Consider the following 22,654-nt stretch of genomic DNA (forward strand, 5'->3'; position numbering starts at 1 on the left):
AATTAGTGGGTGAAAATGACGATTTTTCCTAATATTTATCGAAGTTAGAGCATTTTTTCCCATATTGATTTGCATAATGAAAATACCGAAAGAGCTTGCCGTTAGTGTTCTGTCAGTATGCAAAACCAAACAAGGCGCCATTGGCGCCTTGTTTGGTTTTGTTCGCTTGAGTAAGTATTCAGCAATGGCTGCGATTTGTTGTTAGTGGGTTAAGCCTTGCATAGTGTTTGAGGGTGGAAAGCCTGTATTTTGTTCTCAAGCGTAATGACTTGAGGGGTAGAAGCTTTAATCTTGGGTCGGCCATAATGGTATGGGCTGCTTTTAATTCGCCGTTTGCTATCAGTGTTTCAGCAATGTGAATTAAATGTGTGGCGGTGTAAGCCAGTACTGCTGTGTGTAACTCTCTGGGTATTTGATTGAGGGTCACGCCCTTTAGTAGGCGTCGACTGAAAGGGCATTCCTGATAACTGATAATGGCGTTGCAGGCTCTGTTGTTGGCATCAAGTTGATAAACTGAAAGTTGAACTGGGCTGTACGCGATATCGGTTTTTAAAGCCACTTTTGACCAAACGTCTTGATCCTCACCCATGGGTTCGTTCAGTGGGAACCCTCCTATTTCGTTTAGCAGGGTTTTCTCTATACAAACTGATGATGTCATAAAGGGTAAATCGCCACGAGCAGATATTGAAAAATAGTTATTTAAAATAGAGTTTTTATCGGTTCTACTATTCATTCGGATTTTCGGTTGTATTCTTTTTCCGGCTTGTTGTTTGTAGTAGTTGGTGGCCTGCGCGCGCGCGCGCGGGAACTGCCGGATTAACACCACTAATTTCTCTATAAAGCCTGGTAGCCAGTGGTCGTCTGCATCTAAAAAAGCAATATGGCTGCCCGTTGCTTCTTTAATGCCCGTGTTGCGTGCCGAGGATACGCCGCCATTGGTTTGGTGGATTAACCGTGTTTTGTACAGGGCGGGGTTATGCGCTATTGCTTCGGCAACGGCGGCTGCGCTTTTATCTGTTGAGCCATCGTCTATTACCAGTATTTCATGTGCCGAATATGTTTGAGCGGCTACGGATATGAGCGTTTTCACGATATGTAGCTCTTTGTTGTAAAGGGGGATGACCACTGAAATTGTGGGGCATTTAGCTTTCATTTACGTTACTCCAGTTGGACATGGCCATACTCACGGCTTGAGGAACTGTTAACTCTGGTGTTTCGAACCCTTGATCGAGAGCGTGCAACATTGTTTCAGATAAACATTCGGGGTCTATGTTTTCCGCATCAAATTGATACGCTTTGGGAATACCAACTTGTTCGCACCAGCCGTTACATTTACTGTGGTAATTCAGCGAAAAAACCGGTGACTCGGCTAAAAATGCAAGAATAGCCGCATGTAAACGCATCCCCAGCACCAGCTCAAAACGGCCTAAATTTGCAAGAACGTTATGTGGGTTCGGGTTGTAGCTAATATGTTCAGCCACGGCGTTTTTGGGCAGAAGCGCAATGAGTTCTTTATGTATAGCCTTGTCACCGAGGGTTTCGTGGCCATTAAAATCCAGGAAGGTGAAGCGCTTGCCGGTTTGTCTGTACACTTTACTGAGGGCGGCTGCCAGCGATTTCAGACGTTGGGTTTCACGCTCCTCGTTGAGTCCACTAAGGCGCTCTTTGGGACATAGCGATATGGCAATACCTTCTCTTGCGCGTTGGGCAGGCTGTATTTTCTTAGACATTTTTAATAGCGGCGCAAGATCGAATGTGAGCTTCACATTAGCGCTGGGGGCGATGGTGCTTGCGATGTCATAACTATGCCAATCGCGAACGCCAACAAAGGCACATTCGTTTAACAGTTTTGCACAGGCAATTTCGGCTTTATTGTTTTTAAACGGGCCTATGCCAATACCTACGCCTATGGCTTTTCTTCGAGCGCTGAGTTTGATTAGGTCGCGTTTAATACCAATGTCGTGTTCGTTGTGCAGTACTGAGCCTCCACCAAAGAAAACGCGATTACAGCCCACAGATTTTCCATATTGCAAAAGCCTGTTTTGACCACGGAACCTTTGCTGGGCTTTTAAGGTGGCGGAGAAGCTCCCGGCACCATCAATATGAAGTGGTTGTGGTGTGCTGACAACGAAATCGCTATAACGATAGAATTTCTGTGCGCCCCAAACGGTGCTTGCCAGGAGTGCGTCGTCTCCTGAATTCTGCATGCCGTAATAACCGCACAAATAAGCTTTATGACTCATATTTTACCTCTTAGTCGAATGATTATTTATACTCTACCTGGAGCAAGAGTAGTGCCAGTGTGGTTGATTTGTGGGCGTAAGCTGATACCCAGCCAAAGCAGTGCTGGCCAGTAGATGTAAGCGAGTATTTCTAGGTTTTCGAAAAAACTGTAGCTCAGCATGATTACGCAAATACCTAGCGCCGTTCGTGCCGTTTTTGATTTTTGTGCGGCGATAAGCATGTAAATAGACGTGAGTGCCAGCGGTAATGCTAGGGCAAATAGACCCACAATGCCTTTGACAAAGAGCAACCCGTACCAGGAGTGGTGAGTGCCGATTGGCATATACTCAACAATCTTCGGCCCGCGTTCGACGGTACCGTGGCCCCATATGGGCGCTTCATTTTCCCAGCGTTGTAATGCCAGCCTCGCGAGAGTGCCGCGCACACGGGTAGAGCCGGGGCGACTTTCTTTAACCTGGGTATAAGACTCCAAAACCCACTGGTAAATGGGTTCACCTAGTAACACGAGGGCGGGCAGAATAATGGCGGCGGCTATCCAGCTGAGGGGATGTTTGAGCGTGCTGAGTAAAATCATAATGGGCACAATCGCAATGAATATAGCCCAGCCGGCCCGCGACTGGCACAGCAGGCACATAGTGAGTGCGCCGGCAATACCCAGTAAACGCCATCTTCGATTAGATTCCTGTAGACATATCACCAGTTGAAAGCAGCTCAATAGTCCTGCCGCCGGAGCCCAGGGGCCAGTAAATTGCCAGCGGGCCATACCGGTTTCAGGGTTTATGCCAAATAGCCTGACTCGAAAGGCTTCTTCTGGGCCGCCGATGACTTTGAAGGGGGACATATACAATTCCCCCGACAGGCCAATTACGTAGGCTGCTATGCCCAGAAGGGCGAAGGGAATAGCACTGGCCGCGGCGACGCATACACCTCGGGTGACGACCTGTGGACGTATAGTGGTGATGCAACCGAGTAGCGGGAAAAGTGCGAGCAGTGCCCAGCCTTTGGCCCAACCGATTGTCGATTTAATTGTGGCACCCGTACCGAGTTGTCGGTCGATATGGGCAATGAGTAGGGCAGCTAGCATTACTAGCATGGCTAATATCCAGAACCACACTATGGGTGAGACTAAGGCCAGAATGGGCACAGGGAATTTGGCTTTACCCAGCAGGTAAACGCGCAGCAAGAAAACCCCCAGCAGTGCCCAGCCAAGTACAGATCCCAGTACATAGAGCCCCCCGACTACATAAATGGGGTAGCTGAATATCAGTGCAGAATAAACTAGCTGTTCTTCAGCAGTAAGCTGATTAAATATTGACGGTGCCATGCGGTGAATAATCCAAACAGAATAAAGAGAATCGCCATTGCGCCAATGGCGATAGCGATAGTGGTGTTAGGGCTTTTGGGGGCATAGGGTAATGACGGTAAACCCAGCATCTGTAAGGCTGGGTAAGAAGCAAAAATGTCCGATTTACCCGCTTCCAGTTTGACCGCAGCCGAGGTAAATACGGCTTCGGCAAGTGCGTGTTCACGTTCTAGCCGCTCTAATTCAGCCGACTCACGGGTAAACACTTTAAGTCGGTCTTCGAGTTTAGTTTCAGTAATATCTAGCTGAGTGCTCTCTGCTTGAAGGCCCTGAAGTTTTGCGTAATTCTCCATTAGTGAAGCGAACAGCTCTGCCCGATGGATACTTGAGGCTAGATCGATGTTGTGCAGAATTTCGGCCGATTGAGTGCCAACCAACTTGGTACTCCTAAACTTCAGCGATTGCTGTGCTGTATCGTAGCGTAGGTTTTGTGCCACCACCTTGGGGTGTTTACTGCCCCATAGGCTGGAATACTCGGCTACTTTCATGGCGCTGGTGTCCAGTTCTTTCAGGTAGCCTCGGAATTCGGGATCACTTTGCAGGCGAAACGCTTGCCCAGCCAGAGCGGGGGATACCCCTAAATCAATCCCTAGCTGGCGAACAAAATCATGGGCGTTGCGGACGCTAGATTGAACAGATATACGCCGCTCATTGATATTGGTAAGCGTGTGCATGAGTTGTGTAACTTGTTCGCCAGAGACCAGCAGTGAACGTTGTTGAAAATCAACGATGGCCTGTCGGGTTTGCATAAGCCGCAAGCGGTATTGCTCCATTACCGAGGAAATACTGTTGTCTCTTCGCAACATTTCATCCTGACGCAGGCGTTCGAGTTCCTCCTGAAAAGAGTCAAATAAAGCCCAGGCATATCGCTGTGCCGATTCAGCGGAGCCACCATCGGCGTGGATGTAAATAATGGAAGTACGCTCGCGCAGCTCGATACGAGGTGGTGTTAATGCTGTGGGGTGAACCCCCAAGCGTGCGGCTGCACTTTGTATTACGCCCCGGCTTTTGAAAATCTCTTTATAGTTCACCAGCGGGTTGAAGGCGATACTTGAAAATGGCGTGCGGGTAGACTGTGAGGCTGATCCAACGTCGTCGATAGCAAAGTTACTGGAACTGCCAGACCCGGGCAGAACCACACTTAAGGCGCTTGCGTAAACGGGGGATTTACTGAGATAGGCGACCACTAGCCCAGCCACGATGAGGGTCGCAAGCAGGGATACCCATAGGTATTTGTATTGACGAAAGCGGCGGCTAAATCGGCCTTGGTGTGTTGCTAGTACGGGAAGCGTATTCATCGTTTAGCCCTCTAAAACATCAGTAGGATCGGGGAGATGATCTCGCTGACACTGCGGGCAATATCCCGTAGGTTTGAAGCGTCCGAGTCATAACAGGCGATGGCGTCATTGGGCATCAGATGAGGATTAATGTCCTCGCGGTGAGGAAATCGCAGAAGAGATTCGACCGAACGTTCAATGACCTGCATTTGATCGGTGATGGGGTTTTTACTGGAGAGCACTATTTTACGTGGCGCGTTAACAAACTGGGTGCCGCCCACGCAGTTTGCAGAAACGGCGGCTTGAAGAAGGGTTGAGCCGTAGGGCAAGTTACTGCTGTAGCGACCAATCGCTGCGCCTGAATTATCGTTCGCGGGTTGGGTTAAGTTAGACATAAATACGCGAAAGCCACGTGGTGTAACCTGCGAGGGGCGTGCGAGACTGGATTGAAAGCAACCGGTGGTGGGCACAATGATTTGATCGCCGTCTACTAGCGCTACGTCTTGCACGGGTTTGCCCTGCATAACACCGGAGAGGTCCAGCTCAACCTGCCAGCCACGGCGTAACAAGATCACTTGATCTAGTTTGGCATCCGGACGAATACCGGAAGCCGCACGAATAGCTTCTACAATCGAACGCTTAGCGGCAAAATCGCCAATAGCGCTGAGGCGTTCACTGACAATGCTTTCTTGGCTATTCTCGTTAATGGTGACTCGGCCAGGGTTAAATACCGCACCGCTCACACCAATGTTCACCGGTGCCCAGTGTTTTACTCGAACGCTGGCTCGGGCTGCAGTGGGCCGAAAAATTTCTGCGCGAACCAGTGCCATCTCAATTTTTTCAGCGAGCTGTTGAACGGTAAGGCCGGCGGAGGCAATGGGTAAAAGCAGGGGTATATGCAGGGAGCCATCGGGGTTTAAAACATATTCGTTATTAAAGCCCTCACCGTTTTCGATTTGTACTTCCAGCATGTCCCCGGGGCTGAGGGGTATACCACGATTAAAAGCATAGCTGGGAGGCGTGGCGAATTTGGATTTCTGAGACGGATCTAACGCGTGGTCTGCTCGAAAATGTGCTGTTCTATAGTTATCGCCTGAATCTTCGCAATTCAGGTTAGAGGCGAACACGTGGCGTTGACTTCCGTCATGGGCAACATGGTGACCGCTATCGCCCGACTGGCCATAAAATTCACCATCGGCATCTACGGGGGATCTTAAGGCGTGGTGCTGCGTACACGCGGTGGTAAACAGGCAGCTAACCAAGAAGACTGACTTTAGAATAGATGAAGATAGCATAGTGACCTCGCAACATTTTCTTTAATATTGCATGGGTCGTGCCATATCTTAAGTTATTGATTTACATAGTAAAATGTATGTCGAGCGAAAATTTGAAGATGCATATTCGTAATCTGCAAATAGCTAAATTGCGCAATTTGCACTTTGCAAAAACGTGAGAGGCTGATGTGTAGTGGCTTTTTTAGTGTTGGCGGCGAAAATGACGTTGCACTGTTGGTGTGGCGCATTCACAGAAGCCTGCATTTTTTAGATGAGAGATCACCATGACCCGTAATAGTAAGCGAAATATAGACGTCTATACGCACCATGTTATGAGCGCTATTGACCCTGAGGTTACTAAAACTTTAAATCTTGTTCAGTTGCGCGCAATTCGCACGGCGGTTAGTGCAAATGCGCCTTTTCGTCAGCATGCCATCGATATTCGAGGAGTGTTACCGCTGTATTTTCTAAAACTCTATTTTGTTATTTTGATGGGCAAAGACCGCAGGTTGGACACCCGAGCAAAGGAACAAAAAAGGATGGTGCACATGCAGGGGCTCAGCACTTTTGTATTTGCGTACTTTATGCTGGCGGCGGCCGTGCCGATATTGTTAATAATTGTATATGGTATAAAAAGTATTTTAGGTGTTGATCTGTTCCCAGATCAACACCTGTTTGATTTTTTTAAGGATCTTTAGGGTACTCTTAGTACGCACCGCGACCACTTATCACCGCGGGCAAGGTTTTCAACAAAATATTAATATCCAGTAAAAGGCTTTTACTGGTTACGTAACGGAGGTCCAGATCAATCTGCTGTTCGAATGTAGTGTCGGCCCGGCCAGATACCTGCCATAAACCGGTCAAGCCCGGCGTTACCTGCAATCGCCGTCGAGCTTTATAATCGTATACCGCAACTTCCTGTGGCAGTGCGGGACGAGGACCAACCAAGGCCATCTCACCTTTCACTACATTCAATAATTGCGGTAGTTCGTCTATGGACAGTTTGCGAATAATTTGACCAATGGGAGTAACACGGGGATCGCTAAAATGTTTTTTGCACACACCCTCACGATCACTCTGCTTATTCTGTACTTCGATATGACTGGGATGATCTGCACCATACATAGAGCGAAATTTATATAACTTAAATTCCTCACCATTTTTACCCACTCTTTGTTGGCAGAAAATTGCCGAACCTTTACTTTCCAAACGTATCGCCAAGCACACGAGCAGTAATATGGGGGAAAGCACAACAAGCCCTGCGGCGGCGGCAGTACGCTGAATACTTGGAGATAAACCGGGCTGACCGGGGGCAAACCAAGGGTGCTGAGAGAATGAAGAAATAAATTTTGAGAACGCAGATGGCTGATAATTTAACATGGCTGTAACTCCAATAAAGGCTTTCGACTTAAGTCTAAAAAATATGGGGTTGTTGATCTTGCTAGTGGCTAGTTGGGCGGTTATAAAAAGCCAAACGCAGTAGGTAAAGGGGGTTGCCCATTACGTAGCGGTTAAACTTTGCTCGTGGTTCCATCAGTAGGCGAAAAATCCATTCCATACCTATCTCGCGCATCCACGGTGGTGCTCTGCGAATATTGCCAGAGTAGAAATCGAACAATCCGCCCACCGCGATAATGGTTCGGATGTTGAGTTGATGTTGATGACTTTCCACCCACTGCTCCTGAACGGGGGAGCCCATTGCCACTAGGCAAATATCGGCACCGGAGGCATTTATCATGTCGATGACTTCATCAGAATGATTTTTGTCGAAATACCCGTGATGAATACCGGCGATATCTAGCTGGGGCCACTGTTGTTGAAGATTTTTTGCGGCTTTTTCGGCTACTCCAGGTGCTGATCCGAGCATGAATATCGACAGTTTTCTTTTTGAAGCGCCTTTACAAATATGGGGTAAAAGATCCGTACCATTTACATTTTCACGCAGTTTTACACCCATTCGGCGGGCACCCAAGCGAACACCGGATCCGTCTGCCAATACCATGTCGGCATTGTTCAATGCTGAAGTAAAGGCATTATTCCTTACGGCTATATTTACTGAATTTACGTTAACGAAAAATACTGATCGGCAAGTTTCTTTCGGCGCAGAAAGAATAGTGTCTACAGCACTCTTGGCTGTGGCGTTATGGATTTTTATGCCAAACAGGTTGAACGTTGATGGTGTGGGTAAAGCGTTACCTTGGTAGATCGCATGGCAAAGCAATGTTTTAGCCATAATGGATAAATTAAAATGGAAGCTGTTGTGGCTCTCGTGAAAGCGGATCGTTTCACCATGAGTCATTTCAATATTACCAATTAGCTGGCGTTGACCGTGCAGGCTGAATAAACCAGGCTTTAGTGATGTTAATGGCGCTAGTGCATCATCGTGGCAGGCATGTTTAAGGCTTACGCCGCATAAGCTGATATCGCCGCGAATAACATTCAATAAAAGTAGGGTGTTTTTGAGAATGCCATACGGCCACTGTAAAAAAACAATTTGTCGACCCACGGCATCCTGAATAATGGACTGCCTGAGGTAGGGGGATCCATTGATAGCGGCGAGTATGCCGTTAATCACAAATATGGGTGAAACAATTATGATGATCGAACAGGCTACGCATGCTTCAAACATTTCAAAACTGTTTATTCTTCGTCTGGCTGGTCTGCTTAATTGGTGCATGGCGCTACCCTCGTTTTGATTTGTAAAGGGTCTATTGCAGTAGCCGTGCCATCCTAAATAAGTTTTTTAAATCATTGTTTTTAATAAGTAAAATGGATATTTCTGGTTTTTTGTTGTTGGCGATTTGCAGATTGCAAATCAATTTGCAAACCGGTATGTGAGCCGGTATGTGAGAAAAGTATATATTTTTTAATAAATTGAAATTTGCTAATAGAGGTTGGTTAAATTATTAGGAAATATTTAGGTCGGAGGCGTGTGCAGGAGGTTTGCAAGGTAACGAAAGTTGAAAAACTGTTGGCGAGAAGTAGTTGGCGTTCTACTGATCGGGCTACATAAAATTAACGCTATGGCAAATATTGTGCAGTTGTTTGTTGTCGATTTTTTCTGTGGAGTTAAAAAGCTTGTGTGTTCGCGTAAGCACCGCGAGAAAGTAGTTGAGCGCCTTGTGTCGAATGAAATCGGCTGCTCGTGGTTTGTACAGTTTTCGCAGGGGGCCTGCGCTGTAATGACGGATATAATCATTGAGGTTTGCGTCGGAATTGTTATTCCAGTGTTTGCTGAGAATGGCGATACTCGCGTTGGCTTTGGCAAAATGAATGATGTGTCCGTTTTCACCCCAGCCCACATCGTCTTCCGGGGGTAGGCTATGGTCACGATGAGATAAAACGGTATTGAAAAAATTACGGCTGGCGACATCGTTTTTAATTATGAGTACGCCTGAGTTGATTCGACCACTATAGCCGTTGGCGACATAAATTGATTTTTCTTGCTGTTGCAAATCGATTATGGGAGGGCAGTTAGATTGGATTTTGGCATCGGCATCAATAAAAAATACCCAGTCAAAGTCCATTGAAAGGGCTTTTTTAATTAAATGAATTTTTAGCCAAGCGACATCTAACCCAAGGGTGGTCAGCTGCGGGCGGTCAACTACACTGTAGGTGTACCCGTGTCTTTGTGCATACTCACGCTGACTTTCGAGATTATCTCGATACAGCCAGTGATATCCGCGGGCGGCCAGGGTGAAGATTAGGACCTTGGGCATGAAAACCTCTATATTTCTATTCGTTGAGCTAATATTTAAAAGGGCTGCCAGCTGAGCTGTGTGGCTTACCGTATGGAACCTGCACTTATGGTGCCAAAATAATTGGGAGCCGTATTGAATGACGAATGAATCATCCGTTTTGGCCCGCATATTATTTGTGGATGATGAAACCGCTATTCTCAAAAGTTTGCGCCGCACCACGCAGCCAATGCATGCGGAGTGTGTGTTTGTCGACAGTGGAGCAAAAGGGTTGGAGCTGCTGGAGCAGAAACCCTTTGATGTCATTGTGTCGGATATGCGTATGCCGGAGATGGATGGCGCTACCTTCCTAGCGGAAGTGGCGCGCATGTATCCGGAATCTATGCGCCTCGTTTTATCGGGCTATTCCGACGACGATCTGATAATGGCGGCTATTAACGAGGGCCGAATTTGGGGTTTTGTGCATAAGCCCTGGGAAGATAATCAGCTGTTAGTGACGCTAAGTCAGGCGATAGCGGCACAGCAAATGATGGTAGAGAGGGCTTTGCTTCGCCACACCGTTGAGCGATTTACGCGCGATCATAAAGAAAGCTTTTGTCAGTTTATTGGTCGGTCGACCCCGATGCAGGCGCTATACAGTCAGATAGAGCGTGCCGCGCCCAGTAGGGCGTCTGTATTTATCACTGGCCCGAGTGGCACCGGGAAGGAGTTAGCGGCAGCGGCCGTCCATCAGATGAGCCCGCGTGCTAACGGCCCTTTTATTGCGCTTAATTGCGCGGCTATCCCAGCGGATCTAATGGAGTCTGAGATATTCGGGCATGTGAAGGGTGCTTTTTCGGGGGCGGTATCCAATCGCGATGGTGCTGCGAGTCAAGCGCACGGTGGCACCTTGTTTCTCGATGAATTAGGTGAGATGGATATAGCCTTACAAGCTAAATTACTGCGGTTTATTCAAACCGGTAGTTTCCAGAAAATTGGCGCTTCACGTTTGGAACAAGTTGATATTCGGTTCGTGTGTGCTACCAACCGTAATCCGCATGAAGCCATTGAGAAAGGCTTGTTACGCGAAGACTTATACTACCGGTTGAATGTAGTAGCGCTTCATCTGGCGCCTTTGGCTGAAAGGGAGGGTGACTCAACGCTGTTAGCCAACTATTTCTTAGGGTTGTATGCCGAGCGTGAAAATAAAGAGCTTGCTGGGTTAAGCCAGGATGCCGAGCGTCTGGTACTGCGCTATGATTGGCCGGGCAATGTTCGTCAGCTTGAAAACTGCCTGCATTCTGCTGTGGTCATGAGCCCTGGGCCGCTAATCACCAGCTCGGACCTAGCGGAGGCGTTACAGCTAAGCAGTGAGGTGCGAGAACGGTTGACCGAAGTTGATGATTTACAGGCACCTAGGGCCAACCCGATAAGCGCTATGTCCCCAGTATTGCCTTTGACCCCAGCTTCAGGGCAAAGTGACGCCGCTCTCAGGCCCTTGGCCGATGTTGAAAAAGAGTACATAGAGTTCGCCATAGCCCAATGCGAAGGCAATGTGGTGCAGGCAGCGGCTGTTCTACAAGTTAGTCCCTCTACTCTCTACCGTAAAATGCAAAGTTGGTCGTCTGTGAAAAGTGCTTAGCAAATTGCGAATAGGCTTTCGCAATTTGCTAAGCACCTAAGACCGTTTCTCCCCCTCAGTCCAAATTCCGCTTTCCTGCGCCTGCCACTGGCTCTAAACATGCTTTTTGGCGAGCAATGCCAATTCTGGCAAGACGATTGCAACTCGGCTCCTGCTTACTCATTCCCGCGAGATAAATCCATGGCCCTGCTTTTGCAAAAAATTGTCACCGACAAATTATTTAGGAATACCAGTTGGATGATGTTGACCGAAGCGGTTTCAAAAATTAGCCGGTTACTCACAGTGGTGGTAATGGCCGCTTATCTTAGTCCTGAAGCTTTCGGTATAGCCGCGCTGGCCCTAGCCTGTCATGAATTGATCCGTATTTTTAGCCGAGCGGGGGCAGGTGCTGTCGTTATTGGATGCAGTGAAGAGCGGCTGAAACGAACCGCCGCAAATGCCTCATTGCTTCAGTGGATCACTTGTGTGGTGCTGACGGGTTTACAGTGGTCGATAGCGGAGCGCATTGCATTATTTTACCAGGAGCCACAATTGGAGGTGTTACTTAAAACACTGGCCTGGACGTATCTTTGCTACCCCTTAGTGGCGGTGAAAGTATTTATGCTACAGCGACAAAATCGATTTCGATATTTCTCCCTTGCGAATGCCGCAACGGTTATAACCGACAATTTGGCCATCGCCGCTTTGCTCTTTATGGGTGAAGGTATTATGGCCGTGGCTTACGCTAAGATTCTCGCGGCTTTGGTATGGATATTGGTCTTTGGGTTTGCAAAAGTAGAAACGTTGCGGCCGAGTTTTCATAGGGCGACCTTTGTTCGCCTAACTATAGTTTCTGTGCAATTATTTCTAGCCGATAGTTTGAGGGCTTTGCGATTTCAAGTGGATGTATTTATCGCTGCGCGGCTGTTAGATCCACTGTATTTCGGTTATTACAGCTTCGCAAAAAGCGCTGGTGTAGGTTTAAGTCAATCGTTAACTCAGGCTTTTCTATCAAGCTTGTACCCTTATATTTGTGAGCAACTGAGAGCTGGACGAGAACAGCCTGCGCTGAGGAAGGCAACGTTGTTCGCCGGTACAATTGCGTTGGTGTTTGTGTTGCAATCACTGGCTGCGCCAATCTATATACCCATACTATTTAACAGTAAGTGGGACGCTGCTATACCTATCGTTTCCATTCTATGCCTTACCGGAATTACAGCGATTCTCGCGGATACTTTTTCAAGCTTCATAAGGGCGAAGCAGCAAGCGAAACCTGAAATGATACTCATGGCCGCCAGCGTTGCTTGTTTTGTATTCACAATTTTAATTTTCCAACCCAATAATGGGATTGCTCTCGCGTCAGTTACGACCGTTGCCAGTGTATTCTGGCTGCTACCCATGCTCTACGTGAAGAAAATCCCGATGATGTTTATTCAGCCAAAGGTGGTGACATGAAGACTGTAAGTAAACCAATATTTTCTGTTGTTATGCCGATGTATAACGTTGAAAAGTTTGTTGCGGAAGCGATTGAATCGGTATTAAAGCAGACGTATGAACATTTCGAGCTTATTTGCGTAGATGATGGTTGTACCGATGGTACGCTTGAGATACTGGCGAAAGTTACGGATTCTCGAGTGCGGCTTGTGCAGCAGAAAAATATGGGGCTCGCAGCTGCGAGAAATACCGGAATTGGTGATGCACGGGGGGTTTATATTGCGTTGTTAGATTCCGATGATGCGTGGCACCCCGAAAAATTAAAAATGCATCTACAACATTTTAGAAACAACCCTTCGGTGGGTGTAAGCTATTCGGCTTCGGCGTTTATGGACGAAAAGGGGCGCGATATGGGCGTTGGACAGTATCCGAAAACGAAAAATGTGAGTGTTGCCGATATTTTTTGTAGAAACCCAATTGGTAATGGTTCTGCAGCGGTCATTCGCCACAGCCTGCTAACGCAGATGATGGAAATAAGGGAGGTTGCGGGTGGTTACCGGGCGACCTATTTTGATGAGTCTTTCCGACAATCTGAAGATATCGAGTTTTGGCTGCGTACGGCATTGCGAACAAAGTGGGATTTTGCAGGAATAGATAAGGCGTTAACGCGGTATAGAGTGAATTCCAGCGGACTGTCGGCTAATCTGGACAATCAGCTTTGTGCTTGGGAACGGATGATCGAAAAAAACCGAAGTCTGAATCCAGGTTTTTTTAAAGAGTGGGAGGGCTTAGCCAGGGCCTACCAGTTACGCTATCTTGCTCGCCGAGCGGTGCAGTCGCGTAATAGTCTTAAGGCGATTAATTTGTGTTTCTCGGCTATGTTGTCTAATTGGCGTATCGTTATTAAGGAACCTGCTCGTACTTTTGTAACCTTTGCTTGTGCGTTCCTTAGTGTTTTCCCCGCAAGTGTATACGGTAAAGTAGAATCTTCTGCGATGAAACTATTTCAGTGGTTGCGTAGAGAAAAAGAAAACCTGAATGGTGCACCAATTGCTTGAGGAGCAGCTGCTTTAACTCAGGACGAATGCCGAATAACGCCAACGTTACTGATGCAATGTTGGTTTTTTATTGTGGTGCACATCTAATTGTCGCGCTGAGGCTACCATCAATTATTTAAGTTGCCCAAAGATACGCTAGAGGCGTTGTGGTTTTTCAGTGAGAGTTTCAGCAGAGTATAGTTTTGAGGCTGACTATATAGAGTTTTGGTGTGATGCTAGTTTTGGGGCTGATGGTAGTTAACCGTGCGGTAAGGGGCTAGGCGCCATTGGGGAGTTCAATCGTGAAGGTAGTACCCTTGCCGATTTCGCTTGATGCTAGCAGCCTGCCGCCGTGCTTTTCAATGATGTTTTGTGAAATAGACAGGCCTAAACCTGTGCCCTTGCCGGGATCTTTAGTTGTGAAAAATGGGTCGAATATTTTCAATAGGTCTTTGGGGGCAATCCCATGCCCCGTGTCACTCACAATCACTTTAATCCCGCCTTCTATCGTTGAGGTGGAAATGGCGATAGTACCCTTTTCAGGAATGGCATGTGATGCGTTAATAAGGAGGTTTAGAATGACCTGCGAGAAGCCTCCTGCAAAACCATAAATATCGGGGAGATCGTTGTACTCCTCAACTATTTCAGCTTTGTATTTTAATTCGTTCCACACGAGCTTGAGGGTATTTTTTACAGCATCGTTTGGGTTAAATAATTTTTTTTTGTCGCTATCTGGTCGAGAAAAATCTCTTAGGCTGCGTACGATACTAGCAATTTTATCCATGCCCATAATGGAGTCGTTGATAATGTCTTCAAAATCTTCCATTAAAAAGTCTAGGGTATGCTTCTCACTTAGCTCGGTATAGCTTATGGTTTTGCCTTGATTAAGCTCTTCCTGTAGCTCAGAAAGGAAGGCTATAAATTTAGTTCGGTACCGATTTAGAGAGGTAAGGTTACTTTTCACATAGGCAGATGGGTTGTTGATTTCATGGGCAACCCCTGCCGCGAGCTGGCCGATAGAGGCCAGCTTCTCCTGGTGTAAGAGCTGTGTTTTTTGCTGCTTAAGTCGATTGTAGGCGGAGGTTAGTGTTGTATTAGCCTCGTAGAGTTCGCGGGACTTATCTTCCAGGAGTTTGTCGGCTTGCTCGCGGGCTTTTTTTTGTCGTGCGTAAGCCGCTTTGTAATCGATGTTACTCATGTTAGTTCTATATCGATAACGCAGAAATCATCATTGCGGTGGCAGCATTTACTCTGATTTATTGTTGCGTGAACTTTGAAGTGCTCTGCTGCGCCAGAAATAAGACCTTCAGCAAGGAAACACATTTTTCGTGGTGATGAATATAGCATTTGTATATGGCGCTCGCTTGCGCGCACACACTGAATTTTAGGTAGTGAAGCATTAGGGTATAGTTTTTCTACTTCTTTGTGAATGACGCCCTCAATGCTACATAAAAAGTCAAAAAAATTGTCGTACATGTTGGCGAAAATTGGAAATTTTGAATTTAGACCTTTAAACAGGTAGTTGCCAAAACTTCGCGTTATTTCATTGATGTCGATATCGGTAACATCGGCTAATGCAACCAGTAAGGCTATGATTTCTTCGTCTTTATAGCTGCCGGCGGAAGCGTATATGCCTTCTGATTCAGGTTTCGCTTGTGCGAGAATCTCTTCCCAGGCTTTTATGCCGTAGGCTTCTTCTACCATATCATTGAGAGCAATAAATACCGCGCCTTTCATATTCGTTCTCAGTTGAGGGGTCTATTGATCCGGATTTCAAGTTTGTCACCGGTGCTTTTTTCGTACACACGCAATTTTTCAATATGGGTTGCCGTCAACGTGGTTCCGGCTTTCAACAGCAGAGCGTTGTGCAAAGAAAAAATGTCGGCAGCTAACACCGTTCCAGGAACCAGCTGAAACTGATCTTTAGACAGTATAGTTGAGTCTCGTTTAAGTGAATCTGCATGAACCAGATTAAAAAATTCAGTTAGAACTTGGGAGTCGTAGGTTTCTCCCGAGAGGTTTTGCATGTAAGCGCGGGCGGCTCTGTGTCCAATTATTCCCTCCTCTAGGCGACCCTCATACAGGAGCACATATTCGGTTACCACGCACATGATGCGTGCCGCCAGAGGGATATCTTGAGCGGTTAGACCTCGTGGGTAGCCGCTGCCGTCAAGGTGCTCTTTGTGTTTGCCTACAATGTCCGCAACGGGAGCCAGTTCGGGTAAACCGCTGAGTACGGTTTCGCCAATTTCGACCTGAGCGCGGTAGCGTTTGAGCTCATTTGTATCCATCTCGGATACAACGCGGTAAGCCCAGTAGTCGGCGATAGCGAGGCTGCCAATATTGTGTAGTTGACTCGCCAACTGCAGATTCTCGGTTTCTGTGGGTGGTAGGCATAGTCGCTCACCGGTGGCGACGGCAATATTTTCCACAAAATGGCTATGTCCGTCGCCTTTACCGCTGAGTTCAATAAGGCTGGATACCGCACTTAGCAAGCCTTTAGCGCGCGATTGGGCCTGCTGATGTTCGATGCTGAGTAGAGATAGGGCTTGCGCAACTTCAATCGTTTTCTCCTTTACCTTACCGTCAAGGCAGAGGGCGAGGCGGCCGAGTTTTTTGTTTTGCGCAGCGGTGAGTTTCTCTAAGCGTTTTTGTTCTTTTTGTGCAGACTGAAAATCTAGTGCGCCTTGGATTACACGGGTAAGTACCTGATCATCCCAGGGTTTTGATATGTAGTTAAAAATTTTGGCATCGTTTACAACCTTTTCCAGCGCGTGAACATCGGCATAACCGGTGATGAGGATACGCTCCGTATCCGGTTGTTCGTTGCGCACACGCGTCAGGAACTCGGCTCCGTCCATGCCTGGCATACGCATGTCTGAAACGACTACGTTCACCGGTTGTTGCTTTAGTACGGCTAAGCCTTCTTCCGCCGAATTTGCGCAAAAAACCGACCATGATTCGTCTAATGCAAGTCTTTTCAAGGATTTTAGTACAGGAAGTTCATCGTCCACGAAAAGTATGGATGGCGTTCGCACTGGTGTGATGTTGATCATAAAAACCTCCGAATGCCTCAAAGCAGATTAAAAAACAGCCTTTAATGCTTGAATATCAGTTATAACATGAATAACATGAACCAATAAAGACTGCTTTGTTATGGCGCTAACGCGGGTTCCATCTTCGAGTTATATACGGGGTGCTTGGGTATATCTGTAATGAATAAAACACACTACACCTCGGGAGAGGTCGCTAAGTTGTGCGGGGTTAGTCTTCGTACGGTGCTCAACTGGATTGCTAAAGGGTTGCTTAAGGCTCACCAATTACCGGGTGCTCGGGGGGATAATCGAGTACTGGTTGAGGATCTTGTCGTATTTATGCGCGCCAGCAATCTGCCTTTGCCAGCAGCGTTGGAGCCTCAGCGACGGTTTGCGCTTATTGTTGACGATGAGCTGGCCATGGCAAAATCCATACAGCGGGTATTGAGGGTGAATGGGTTTCAGACGGCCATTGCCACCGATGGTTTCACAGCGGGAATGCTGTACGCCAAAGAGAAACCACTGCTGATGACCTTGGATCTACAGATGCCTAAGTTGAATGGAATCGATGTGCTTAAGGATATTGGAGGTGAAAAATACGGAAAAATATTGGTTATTTCGGGGATGGCTGAAGATACTTTGAGCTTAGCTTTGGCTCACGGTGCGGACGCGACACTTCACAAACCGTTTGATAATGAACAGCTTGAGTCTATTGTGTCGGAGTGGTTTTGCTAGCGTCTGGTAGGAAATGGTAGCTAGGGGGAGACTTGAACTCCCGACCTCAGCATTATGAGTGCTGCGCTCTAACCAGCTGAGCTACCTAGCCATTTTCTACCGAGTGCGATGACCTTCTGTAATCATCTGCTGCAAATAAAAATATCGTGTTGATTTTAATTTGCATCGCTTTGGTCGCGCAAACGCGAGGGTTTGCTTACCTTTGCTTTGCCCATATTACCTAGCGGCAATGTGTTGAGCTAATACCCTCACCGTCTCTTCGAGCGGCTTACCCGGTTAATTTTTATGTTAAAAATCTGGCCGGGTTCGAGAGGGCGGCTATTTTCACTAGTCGTCCCTTTAAAGTCAAGGGTGATTTAAACGTTGAAGCGGAAATGTACGACGTCGCCATCCTTCACGATATAGTCTTTGCCCTCAAGTCGCCATTTACCGGCTTCTTTAGCTCCGGCTTCGCCTTTGTTGCTAACAAAATGGTCATAGGCAACGACTTCCGCACGGATAAAGCCTTTCTCAAAGTCCGTATGAATTTTGCCCGCCGCTTGAGGTGCTGTGGCGCCCACTGGAATGGTCCAAGCGCGTACTTCTTTTACTCCTGCGGTAAAGTAGGTGTGTAGATCTAACAGGTCATAACCGGCACGAATAACACGGTTCAGGCCTGGTTCTGCCATGCCCATCTCTTCAAGAAATTCGGTTTTTTCTTCCTCGTCGAGTTCAGCAATCTCGGCTTCCATTTTATTGCAGATGGGAACCACAATAGCACCCTCACTTTTTGCAATACCTTGCACTATGTCGAGTAGCGGGTTGTTGGTGAAACCGTTTTCTTCAACGTTGGCGATGTACATGGTTGGCTTGAGGGTCAGTAGGCTGAGCTCTTTTAGCTGCTTAGTACGATCTTCATCTAAGCCGAATGAACGCAAGGGCTTGGCCTCGTTCAAGTGCGGTAGTATTTCTTCCAGCAGGGTTTTCATGCGCATAGCATCTTTGTCCTGCCCCTTTGCCATTTTACCGACGCGGAACAGTGCTTTTTCTACGGTGTCTAGGTCTGCTAGGGCGAGTTCGGTATTGATCACCTCAATATCCGAAGCGGGATTAATGTGGCCGTCTACATGGATGACGTTAGGATCCTCGAAGCAGCGTACCACATGGGCAATGGCGTCGGTTTCACGGATAGTTGCGAGAAACTTGTTGCCTAGGCCTTCACCCTTGGACGCGCCTGCCACAAGGCCTGCAATATCGACAAACTCCATGGTGGTGGGGACAACGCGCTCGGGCTTTACGATTTCCGCCAATTTATCTTGGCGGGGATCGGGAACGGCAACCACACCAGCGTTGGGCTCGATGGTGCAGAAGGGAAAATTTCCCGCGTCGATACCGGCTTGGGTGAGCGCATTAAATAAAGTGGATTTGCCAACGTTAGGCAGGCCAACAATGCCGCAGTTAAAGCCCATAAGTTTTTACCTTTCTAAAAGTGTTCAAATACGTTAATAACGAGAGCGGTCGTTTCCAAAAGCCGCGTAGCCGTGCTACAGAGTCCAGCCGGGCCGCATTACGCGCGGGTATGTAGTTGCAGCATGGCCTTTTCCCAGTTGCCAGCTACGAGGTCGAAAATAGCTTTTTCGCTGTCGCGAATGGCGTCTTCAATTAATGTTTGTTCGCTAGCAGGCGCTTTTTTCAGTACAAAGTTACTCACCATTTTGGCGTTGCCAGGGTGGCCAATGCCAATGCGCAGGCGGCCAAAATTTTTGTTGTTACCCAGTGCGCTGATGATATCGCGCAGGCCATTGTGGCCGCCATGGCCTCCGCCAACCTTTAATTTGGCCACACCGGGGTCGAGGTCCAGTTCGTCGTGAACCACTAGAATATTTTCTGGCGCTATTTTAAAGAAATTTGCCAGCGAGGCTACCGCTTGGCCGCTTCGGTTCATAAAAGTGGTGGGTACCAATAGGCGAACATCTTTACCGCTAACGGTAATACGGCCGGAATAGCCAAAATGCTTCGGCGTATTGCTTAGTGTTTGTCCGTGAGCACGTGCCAGTTCTTCGGCAAAATCCTGGCCGGCATTGTGACGGGTATTGGCGTATTCAGCACCGGGGTTACCCAGGCCTACAATCATTTTTACGGGTGCGTTCATGGTGTCGGTAAATCGTTGCTATTTATGCTGCGAGGTTTATCGCTGGGTGCATAGATACAAAAAGGGCAGCCTTTGGCTGCCCTTTGAAGGTTTTGAAGCGGTTACGCTTCTCCGCCTTCACCACTTTCTTCGCTTGCTTCGCCTTCCTCGCCTTCGGTAGCACTACCGCGAGGCTTGCCGATGGTGGCAACGGGGAGATCGTGATCAGTACCGTGTGCCAAGGCTACAGATTCTACACCCTTCGGCAATTGTAGGTCAGAGATATGTACGATTTGACCCACTTCAACCTCGGCTAGATCCACTTCGATAAATTCAGGTAGATCGCCAGGCAAACAGCTGATTTCAAGTTCGGTCATGCTGTGGGAGGCCGTGCCGCCCTGAACCTTAACGCCTGTAGAGGTGTCTTCGTTTATGAAGTGCAGAGGTACCCGGGTAGTGAACTTCTTAGTTTTGGATACGCGCAAGAAGTCTACGTGCAAAATTTGGGGTTTTGCAGGGTGACGCTGCAAATCCTTGAGGATCACATCTTCGTCTTTGCCCGCAACGTTCAGGGTGATGATGTGAGAGTAAAATGCTTCGTTCTCAAGGTGCTTGGACAGCTCGTTGTGCGAAAGAGAGATATTAACGGGGTTTTTGCGACCGCCATATACAATAGCGGGTACTAAACCGGCTTCGCGACGCAGGCGGCGGCTCGCACCTTTTCCTGTGTCATCGCGCAGCGTTGCGTCGAGTTTGAAGTCTTCAGTAGACATAATGTGCTCCAAAAAATAAAAAACCACGCTATCCCGCGACCAGGAACAGAGTGGGGGTTTATGAAACGCGAGAGCTTTAAGGTGCGCTCGCGCTTTTATTTTCCCAGGTGGGAAAAATACTTACCCGGCCGGCTCGCCAAACATGGCGCTCAGCGACTCTTCGTTGCTGATACGGCGCATCGCTTCTGCGAGCATGTGCGACAGGCTCAGGGTACGAATGCGCTTGCAGGCCTTGCCTTCGTCCGATAGAGGGATGGAGTCGGTAACGACAAGTTCATCCATTTGTGAGTTGTTCAGCCGTTCTATTGCCGGCCCGGACAGTACCGGGTGGGTAGCATAAGCAACGACTTTATTGGCGCCGTGTTTTTTCAACGCTGTTGCTGCGTTACACAGGGTGCCGGCGGTGTCTACCATGTCATCGACTAGCAAACAGGTGCGGCCTTCAATCTCACCAATAATATTCATCACTTCGGCCACGTTGGCCGCCGGACGGCGTTTGTCGATAATCGCTAGTTCGATGCCCAGTTGCTTGGCAACAGCGCGGGCGCGAACAACGCCACCGATATCGGGTGATACAACCACCAGGTTTTCAAAATTTTGCTTTTCGATGTCGGTTAGCAATACGGGCGAGCCGTATACGTTATCCACCGGGACATCAAAAAAGCCCTGGATTTGCTCTGCGTGCAAATCCACGGTTAGTACTCTGTCTACACCGACGGTTACCATCATGTCGGCAACCACTTTTGCGGTGATGGGCACGCGGGCCGACCGAACGCGTCGATCTTGGCGGGCGTAACCAAAGTAGGGAACCACGGCGGTAATGCGGCCAGCCGAGGCTCGGCGCAACGCGTCCACCATCACGATCAATTCCATTATGTTGTCGTTGGTGGGGTTGCAGGTGGGTTGAATAACGAAGACATCGCGACCGCGAACGTTTTCATTCAATTCCACCATAATTTCGCCGTCTGAAAACTTGTCGACGGTTGCGTCCCCGAGTGGTATTCCTAGGTTGGCAACAACCTTTTCAGCTAATTCGGGGTTTGCATTGCCACTAAATACCATCAAATCAGGCACTTTTCCGCTCCTTCTACAGGTTCTGTTGCGATACGCGAAGGATAGTGTAGGGAGGGCGCGGTTGGAAGAATAAAATTGGCTGGGGTGGAAGGATTCGAACCTTCGCATGACGGGATCAAAACCCGCTGCCTTACCGCTTGGCTACACCCCAGTGGAACTGGTATCAGGGGAGGCATTGATGCAGTGGCGAATCATTCACGCCTTGGGCTACAAAGCCATGTAAATGCCTTGGTAGTTTGGCGTAAACATCCAGTGCTTTCTGTTCCGTTTGGAAGGCTGCGAATACACAAGCTCCCGTTCCGGTCAGTTGCGCTAGGCCATATTGATCTAGCCAATCAACCGCATCTCTCACCTGCGGGAACATCTTTTCAACCAATGGTTGACAGTCGTTTTTCCCACCCTTCTCGAGGAAGGCGGCTACTGTAATGGCGAGGGTATCTCTTGTCAAATCTTTATGTGAAAAAATTGTGGCGGTGCTGACGTGGCAGTCTGGCGCCAGTACTAGGTACCAGAGCGAGGGCATTTGCACCGGTAGGAGGCGCTCGCCCACCCCTTCTGCCCAGGCTGTTTTGCCGCGAACAAATACGGGAACATCGGCTCCCAGTTGACGACCTAGCTCTGCCAGTTGGTTTATCGTGAGTTGGCATTGCCATAAATGGTTCAGGCCCAGCAGCGTTGTGGCTGCATTACTGCTGCCGCCGCCTATACCGCCGCCCATCGGCAGTTCTTTATGTAGGTGCAGGTCTGCGCCAAGGGGGGAGCCAGTTGCGCATTGAAGCAGTTTTGCGGCCTTGTACACTAGATTGCAGTGGGTGGGCAGGTTTGGGATCTCGGGGCTGAGATGAATCTGACCATCCTTTCGGCAGCTAAGTCTCAGTTCATCGCCTACGGTGAGTAGCTGGAAAAGGGTTTGCAGGTCGTGGTAACCGTCTGTGCGCTTACCGGTGATATGCAGAAATAAATTCAACTTTGCTGGGCAGGGGAGGGTAATGCTGGGCAA

Annotated in this window: 21 protein-coding genes and 2 tRNA genes; 5 read left to right on the forward strand and 18 right to left on the reverse strand. The window is 48.2% G+C overall.

Features of this window, described 5'->3' with window-relative positions; all coding sequences use genetic code 11:
• Positions 1-178: 178 nt before the first annotated feature.
• The 5 genes from H5336_RS14155 to H5336_RS14175 are packed head-to-tail and all read right to left on the reverse strand — an operon-like array spanning position 179 to position 6,179.
• Positions 179-1,153 carry a glycosyltransferase family 2 protein gene (locus tag H5336_RS14155; RefSeq protein WP_185234921.1) on the reverse strand — a complete coding sequence of 325 codons (975 nt, stop codon included), beginning with the start codon at positions 1,151-1,153 and terminating at the stop codon, positions 179-181.
• The gene (locus H5336_RS14160) at positions 1,143-2,243 is read right to left on the reverse strand and encodes a polysaccharide pyruvyl transferase family protein (protein WP_185234922.1); all 1,101 of its coding nucleotides are present in this window, start codon (positions 2,241-2,243) and stop codon (positions 1,143-1,145) included. The genes H5336_RS14155 and H5336_RS14160 overlap by 11 nt, the downstream gene beginning before the upstream one ends.
• A 26-nt stretch (positions 2,244-2,269) precedes the next feature.
• Entirely contained in the window at positions 2,270-3,568 is a 1,299-nt protein-coding gene (locus H5336_RS14165) for an O-antigen ligase family protein (RefSeq protein WP_185234923.1), read from the reverse strand.
• Entirely contained in the window at positions 3,523-4,905 is a 1,383-nt protein-coding gene (locus tag H5336_RS14170) for a GumC family protein (RefSeq protein WP_185234924.1), read from the reverse strand. The genes H5336_RS14165 and H5336_RS14170 overlap by 46 nt, the downstream gene beginning before the upstream one ends.
• A gap of 11 nt (positions 4,906-4,916) precedes the next feature.
• On the reverse strand, positions 4,917-6,179 hold the full coding sequence (locus H5336_RS14175; protein ID WP_185234925.1) for a polysaccharide biosynthesis/export family protein: 1,263 nt from the start codon (positions 6,177-6,179) through the stop codon (positions 4,917-4,919).
• A gap of 263 nt (positions 6,180-6,442) precedes the next feature.
• On the opposite strand from H5336_RS14175, the gene H5336_RS14180 reads away from it, so the two are divergent.
• Positions 6,443-6,856: a hypothetical protein gene (locus H5336_RS14180; RefSeq protein ID WP_185234926.1), complete on the forward strand. Its 414-nt coding sequence runs from the start codon at positions 6,443-6,445 to the stop codon at positions 6,854-6,856.
• A 7-nt stretch (positions 6,857-6,863) separates the two neighbouring features.
• Here H5336_RS14180 and H5336_RS14185 read toward each other — a convergent pair whose 3' ends face one another.
• The 3 genes from H5336_RS14185 to H5336_RS14195 all read right to left on the reverse strand — a co-directional run bounded on the left by H5336_RS14185 (position 6,864) and on the right by H5336_RS14195 (position 9,877).
• On the reverse strand, positions 6,864-7,538 hold the full coding sequence (locus tag H5336_RS14185) for a sugar transferase (RefSeq protein ID WP_185234927.1): 675 nt from the start codon (positions 7,536-7,538) through the stop codon (positions 6,864-6,866).
• A 61-nt stretch (positions 7,539-7,599) separates the two neighbouring features.
• The gene (locus H5336_RS14190; protein WP_185234928.1) at positions 7,600-8,787 is read right to left on the reverse strand and encodes a WecB/TagA/CpsF family glycosyltransferase; all 1,188 of its coding nucleotides are present in this window, start codon (positions 8,785-8,787) and stop codon (positions 7,600-7,602) included.
• A 376-nt stretch (positions 8,788-9,163) separates the two neighbouring features.
• Positions 9,164-9,877: a glycosyltransferase family protein gene (locus H5336_RS14195; protein ID WP_185234929.1), complete on the reverse strand. Its 714-nt coding sequence runs from the start codon at positions 9,875-9,877 to the stop codon at positions 9,164-9,166.
• 118 nt (positions 9,878-9,995) lie between these two features.
• Between H5336_RS14195 and H5336_RS14200 the strand changes: the two genes are divergently transcribed.
• From H5336_RS14200 to H5336_RS14210, 3 genes are all read left to right on the forward strand, one after another.
• Positions 9,996-11,477: a sigma-54-dependent transcriptional regulator gene (locus H5336_RS14200; RefSeq protein ID WP_185234930.1), complete on the forward strand. Its 1,482-nt coding sequence runs from the start codon at positions 9,996-9,998 to the stop codon at positions 11,475-11,477.
• Between the two features lie 180 nt (positions 11,478-11,657).
• A complete protein-coding gene (locus H5336_RS14205) occupies positions 11,658-12,911 on the forward strand; it encodes an oligosaccharide flippase family protein (protein WP_185234931.1) in 1,254 nt (417 codons plus the stop codon).
• Positions 12,908-13,948, forward strand: coding sequence for a glycosyltransferase family 2 protein (locus H5336_RS14210; protein WP_185234932.1), 1,041 nt, complete (start codon positions 12,908-12,910; stop codon positions 13,946-13,948). Before H5336_RS14205 ends, H5336_RS14210 begins: the two co-directional genes overlap by 4 nt.
• A 256-nt stretch (positions 13,949-14,204) precedes the next feature.
• Here the strand turns inward: H5336_RS14210 and H5336_RS14215 are convergent, their stop codons facing one another.
• Genes H5336_RS14215 through H5336_RS14225 form a run of 3 tightly spaced genes read right to left on the reverse strand, consistent with a single transcriptional unit; the run spans position 14,205 to position 16,983 of the window.
• The gene (locus tag H5336_RS14215; RefSeq protein ID WP_185234933.1) at positions 14,205-15,125 is read right to left on the reverse strand and encodes a sensor histidine kinase; all 921 of its coding nucleotides are present in this window, start codon (positions 15,123-15,125) and stop codon (positions 14,205-14,207) included.
• A complete protein-coding gene (locus H5336_RS14220) occupies positions 15,122-15,664 on the reverse strand; it encodes a heme NO-binding domain-containing protein (RefSeq protein WP_185234934.1) in 543 nt (180 codons plus the stop codon). The genes H5336_RS14215 and H5336_RS14220 overlap by 4 nt, the downstream gene beginning before the upstream one ends.
• An 8-nt stretch (positions 15,665-15,672) precedes the next feature.
• Positions 15,673-16,983 (reverse strand): HD domain-containing phosphohydrolase, encoded by a 1,311-nt coding sequence (locus H5336_RS14225; protein ID WP_185234935.1) that lies wholly within the window; start codon positions 16,981-16,983, stop codon positions 15,673-15,675.
• A 159-nt stretch (positions 16,984-17,142) separates the two neighbouring features.
• Between H5336_RS14225 and H5336_RS14230 the strand changes: the two genes are divergently transcribed.
• A complete protein-coding gene (locus tag H5336_RS14230; RefSeq protein WP_185234936.1) occupies positions 17,143-17,697 on the forward strand; it encodes a response regulator in 555 nt (184 codons plus the stop codon).
• A 14-nt stretch (positions 17,698-17,711) separates the two neighbouring features.
• Here the strand turns inward: H5336_RS14230 and H5336_RS14235 are convergent.
• From H5336_RS14235 to ispE, 7 genes are all read right to left on the reverse strand, one after another.
• Positions 17,712-17,788 (reverse strand) — tRNA-Met (locus H5336_RS14235).
• A gap of 265 nt (positions 17,789-18,053) precedes the next feature.
• Positions 18,054-19,145 (reverse strand): redox-regulated ATPase YchF, encoded by a 1,092-nt coding sequence (gene ychF / locus H5336_RS14240; RefSeq protein ID WP_185234937.1) that lies wholly within the window; start codon positions 19,143-19,145, stop codon positions 18,054-18,056.
• A gap of 98 nt (positions 19,146-19,243) precedes the next feature.
• Positions 19,244-19,828, reverse strand: coding sequence for an aminoacyl-tRNA hydrolase (pth, locus tag H5336_RS14245; protein WP_185234938.1), 585 nt, complete (start codon positions 19,826-19,828; stop codon positions 19,244-19,246).
• Positions 19,829-19,929: 101 nt separating this feature from the next.
• On the reverse strand, positions 19,930-20,580 hold the full coding sequence (locus H5336_RS14250; RefSeq protein WP_185234939.1) for a 50S ribosomal protein L25/general stress protein Ctc: 651 nt from the start codon (positions 20,578-20,580) through the stop codon (positions 19,930-19,932).
• Between the two features lie 120 nt (positions 20,581-20,700).
• Positions 20,701-21,642 (reverse strand): ribose-phosphate pyrophosphokinase, encoded by a 942-nt coding sequence (locus H5336_RS14255; protein ID WP_221628195.1) that lies wholly within the window; start codon positions 21,640-21,642, stop codon positions 20,701-20,703.
• 88 nt (positions 21,643-21,730) lie between these two features.
• Positions 21,731-21,805, reverse strand: a tRNA-Gln gene (locus H5336_RS14260).
• A 12-nt stretch (positions 21,806-21,817) separates the two neighbouring features.
• On the reverse strand, positions 21,818-22,654 hold the full coding sequence (gene ispE, locus H5336_RS14265) for a 4-(cytidine 5'-diphospho)-2-C-methyl-D-erythritol kinase (protein WP_185234941.1): 837 nt from the start codon (positions 22,652-22,654) through the stop codon (positions 21,818-21,820).

The organism is Teredinibacter franksiae, assembly GCF_014218805.1.
GTDB classification, from domain to species: Bacteria; Pseudomonadota; Gammaproteobacteria; order Pseudomonadales; family Cellvibrionaceae; genus Teredinibacter; species Teredinibacter franksiae.

Bases quoted from the DNA above. Each gene is read 5' to 3' on its own strand.
- H5336_RS14160 (WP_185234922.1), bottom strand. From the start codon at position 2,243: ATGAGTCATAAAGCTTATTTGTGCGGTTATTACGGCATGCAGAATTCA.
- H5336_RS14230 (WP_185234936.1), top strand. From the start codon at position 17,143: ATGAATAAAACACACTACACCTCGGGAGAGGTCGCTAAGTTGTGCGGG.
- H5336_RS14185 (WP_185234927.1), bottom strand. From the start codon at position 7,538: ATGTTAAATTATCAGCCATCTGCGTTCTCAAAATTTATTTCTTCATTC.
- ychF (WP_185234937.1), bottom strand. From the start codon at position 19,145: ATGGGCTTTAACTGCGGCATTGTTGGCCTGCCTAACGTTGGCAAATCC.
- H5336_RS14210 (WP_185234932.1), top strand. From the start codon at position 12,908: ATGAAGACTGTAAGTAAACCAATATTTTCTGTTGTTATGCCGATGTAT.
- H5336_RS14250 (WP_185234939.1), bottom strand. From the start codon at position 20,580: ATGTCTACTGAAGACTTCAAACTCGACGCAACGCTGCGCGATGACACA.
- H5336_RS14175 (WP_185234925.1), bottom strand. From the start codon at position 6,179: ATGCTATCTTCATCTATTCTAAAGTCAGTCTTCTTGGTTAGCTGCCTG.
- H5336_RS14190 (WP_185234928.1), bottom strand. From the start codon at position 8,787: ATGTTTGAAGCATGCGTAGCCTGTTCGATCATCATAATTGTTTCACCC.
- H5336_RS14225 (WP_185234935.1), bottom strand. From the start codon at position 16,983: ATGATCAACATCACACCAGTGCGAACGCCATCCATACTTTTCGTGGAC.
- H5336_RS14205 (WP_185234931.1), top strand. From the start codon at position 11,658: ATGGCCCTGCTTTTGCAAAAAATTGTCACCGACAAATTATTTAGGAAT.
- H5336_RS14180 (WP_185234926.1), top strand. From the start codon at position 6,443: ATGACCCGTAATAGTAAGCGAAATATAGACGTCTATACGCACCATGTT.
- H5336_RS14215 (WP_185234933.1), bottom strand. From the start codon at position 15,125: ATGAGTAACATCGATTACAAAGCGGCTTACGCACGACAAAAAAAAGCC.
- H5336_RS14170 (WP_185234924.1), bottom strand. From the start codon at position 4,905: ATGAATACGCTTCCCGTACTAGCAACACACCAAGGCCGATTTAGCCGC.
- H5336_RS14155 (WP_185234921.1), bottom strand. From the start codon at position 1,153: ATGAAAGCTAAATGCCCCACAATTTCAGTGGTCATCCCCCTTTACAAC.
- H5336_RS14165 (WP_185234923.1), bottom strand. From the start codon at position 3,568: ATGGCACCGTCAATATTTAATCAGCTTACTGCTGAAGAACAGCTAGTT.
- pth (WP_185234938.1), bottom strand. From the start codon at position 19,828: ATGAACGCACCCGTAAAAATGATTGTAGGCCTGGGTAACCCCGGTGCT.
- H5336_RS14255 (WP_221628195.1), bottom strand. From the start codon at position 21,642: ATGGTATTTAGTGGCAATGCAAACCCCGAATTAGCTGAAAAGGTTGTT.
- H5336_RS14195 (WP_185234929.1), bottom strand. From the start codon at position 9,877: ATGCCCAAGGTCCTAATCTTCACCCTGGCCGCCCGCGGATATCACTGG.
- H5336_RS14220 (WP_185234934.1), bottom strand. From the start codon at position 15,664: ATGAAAGGCGCGGTATTTATTGCTCTCAATGATATGGTAGAAGAAGCC.
- H5336_RS14200 (WP_185234930.1), top strand. From the start codon at position 9,996: ATGACGAATGAATCATCCGTTTTGGCCCGCATATTATTTGTGGATGAT.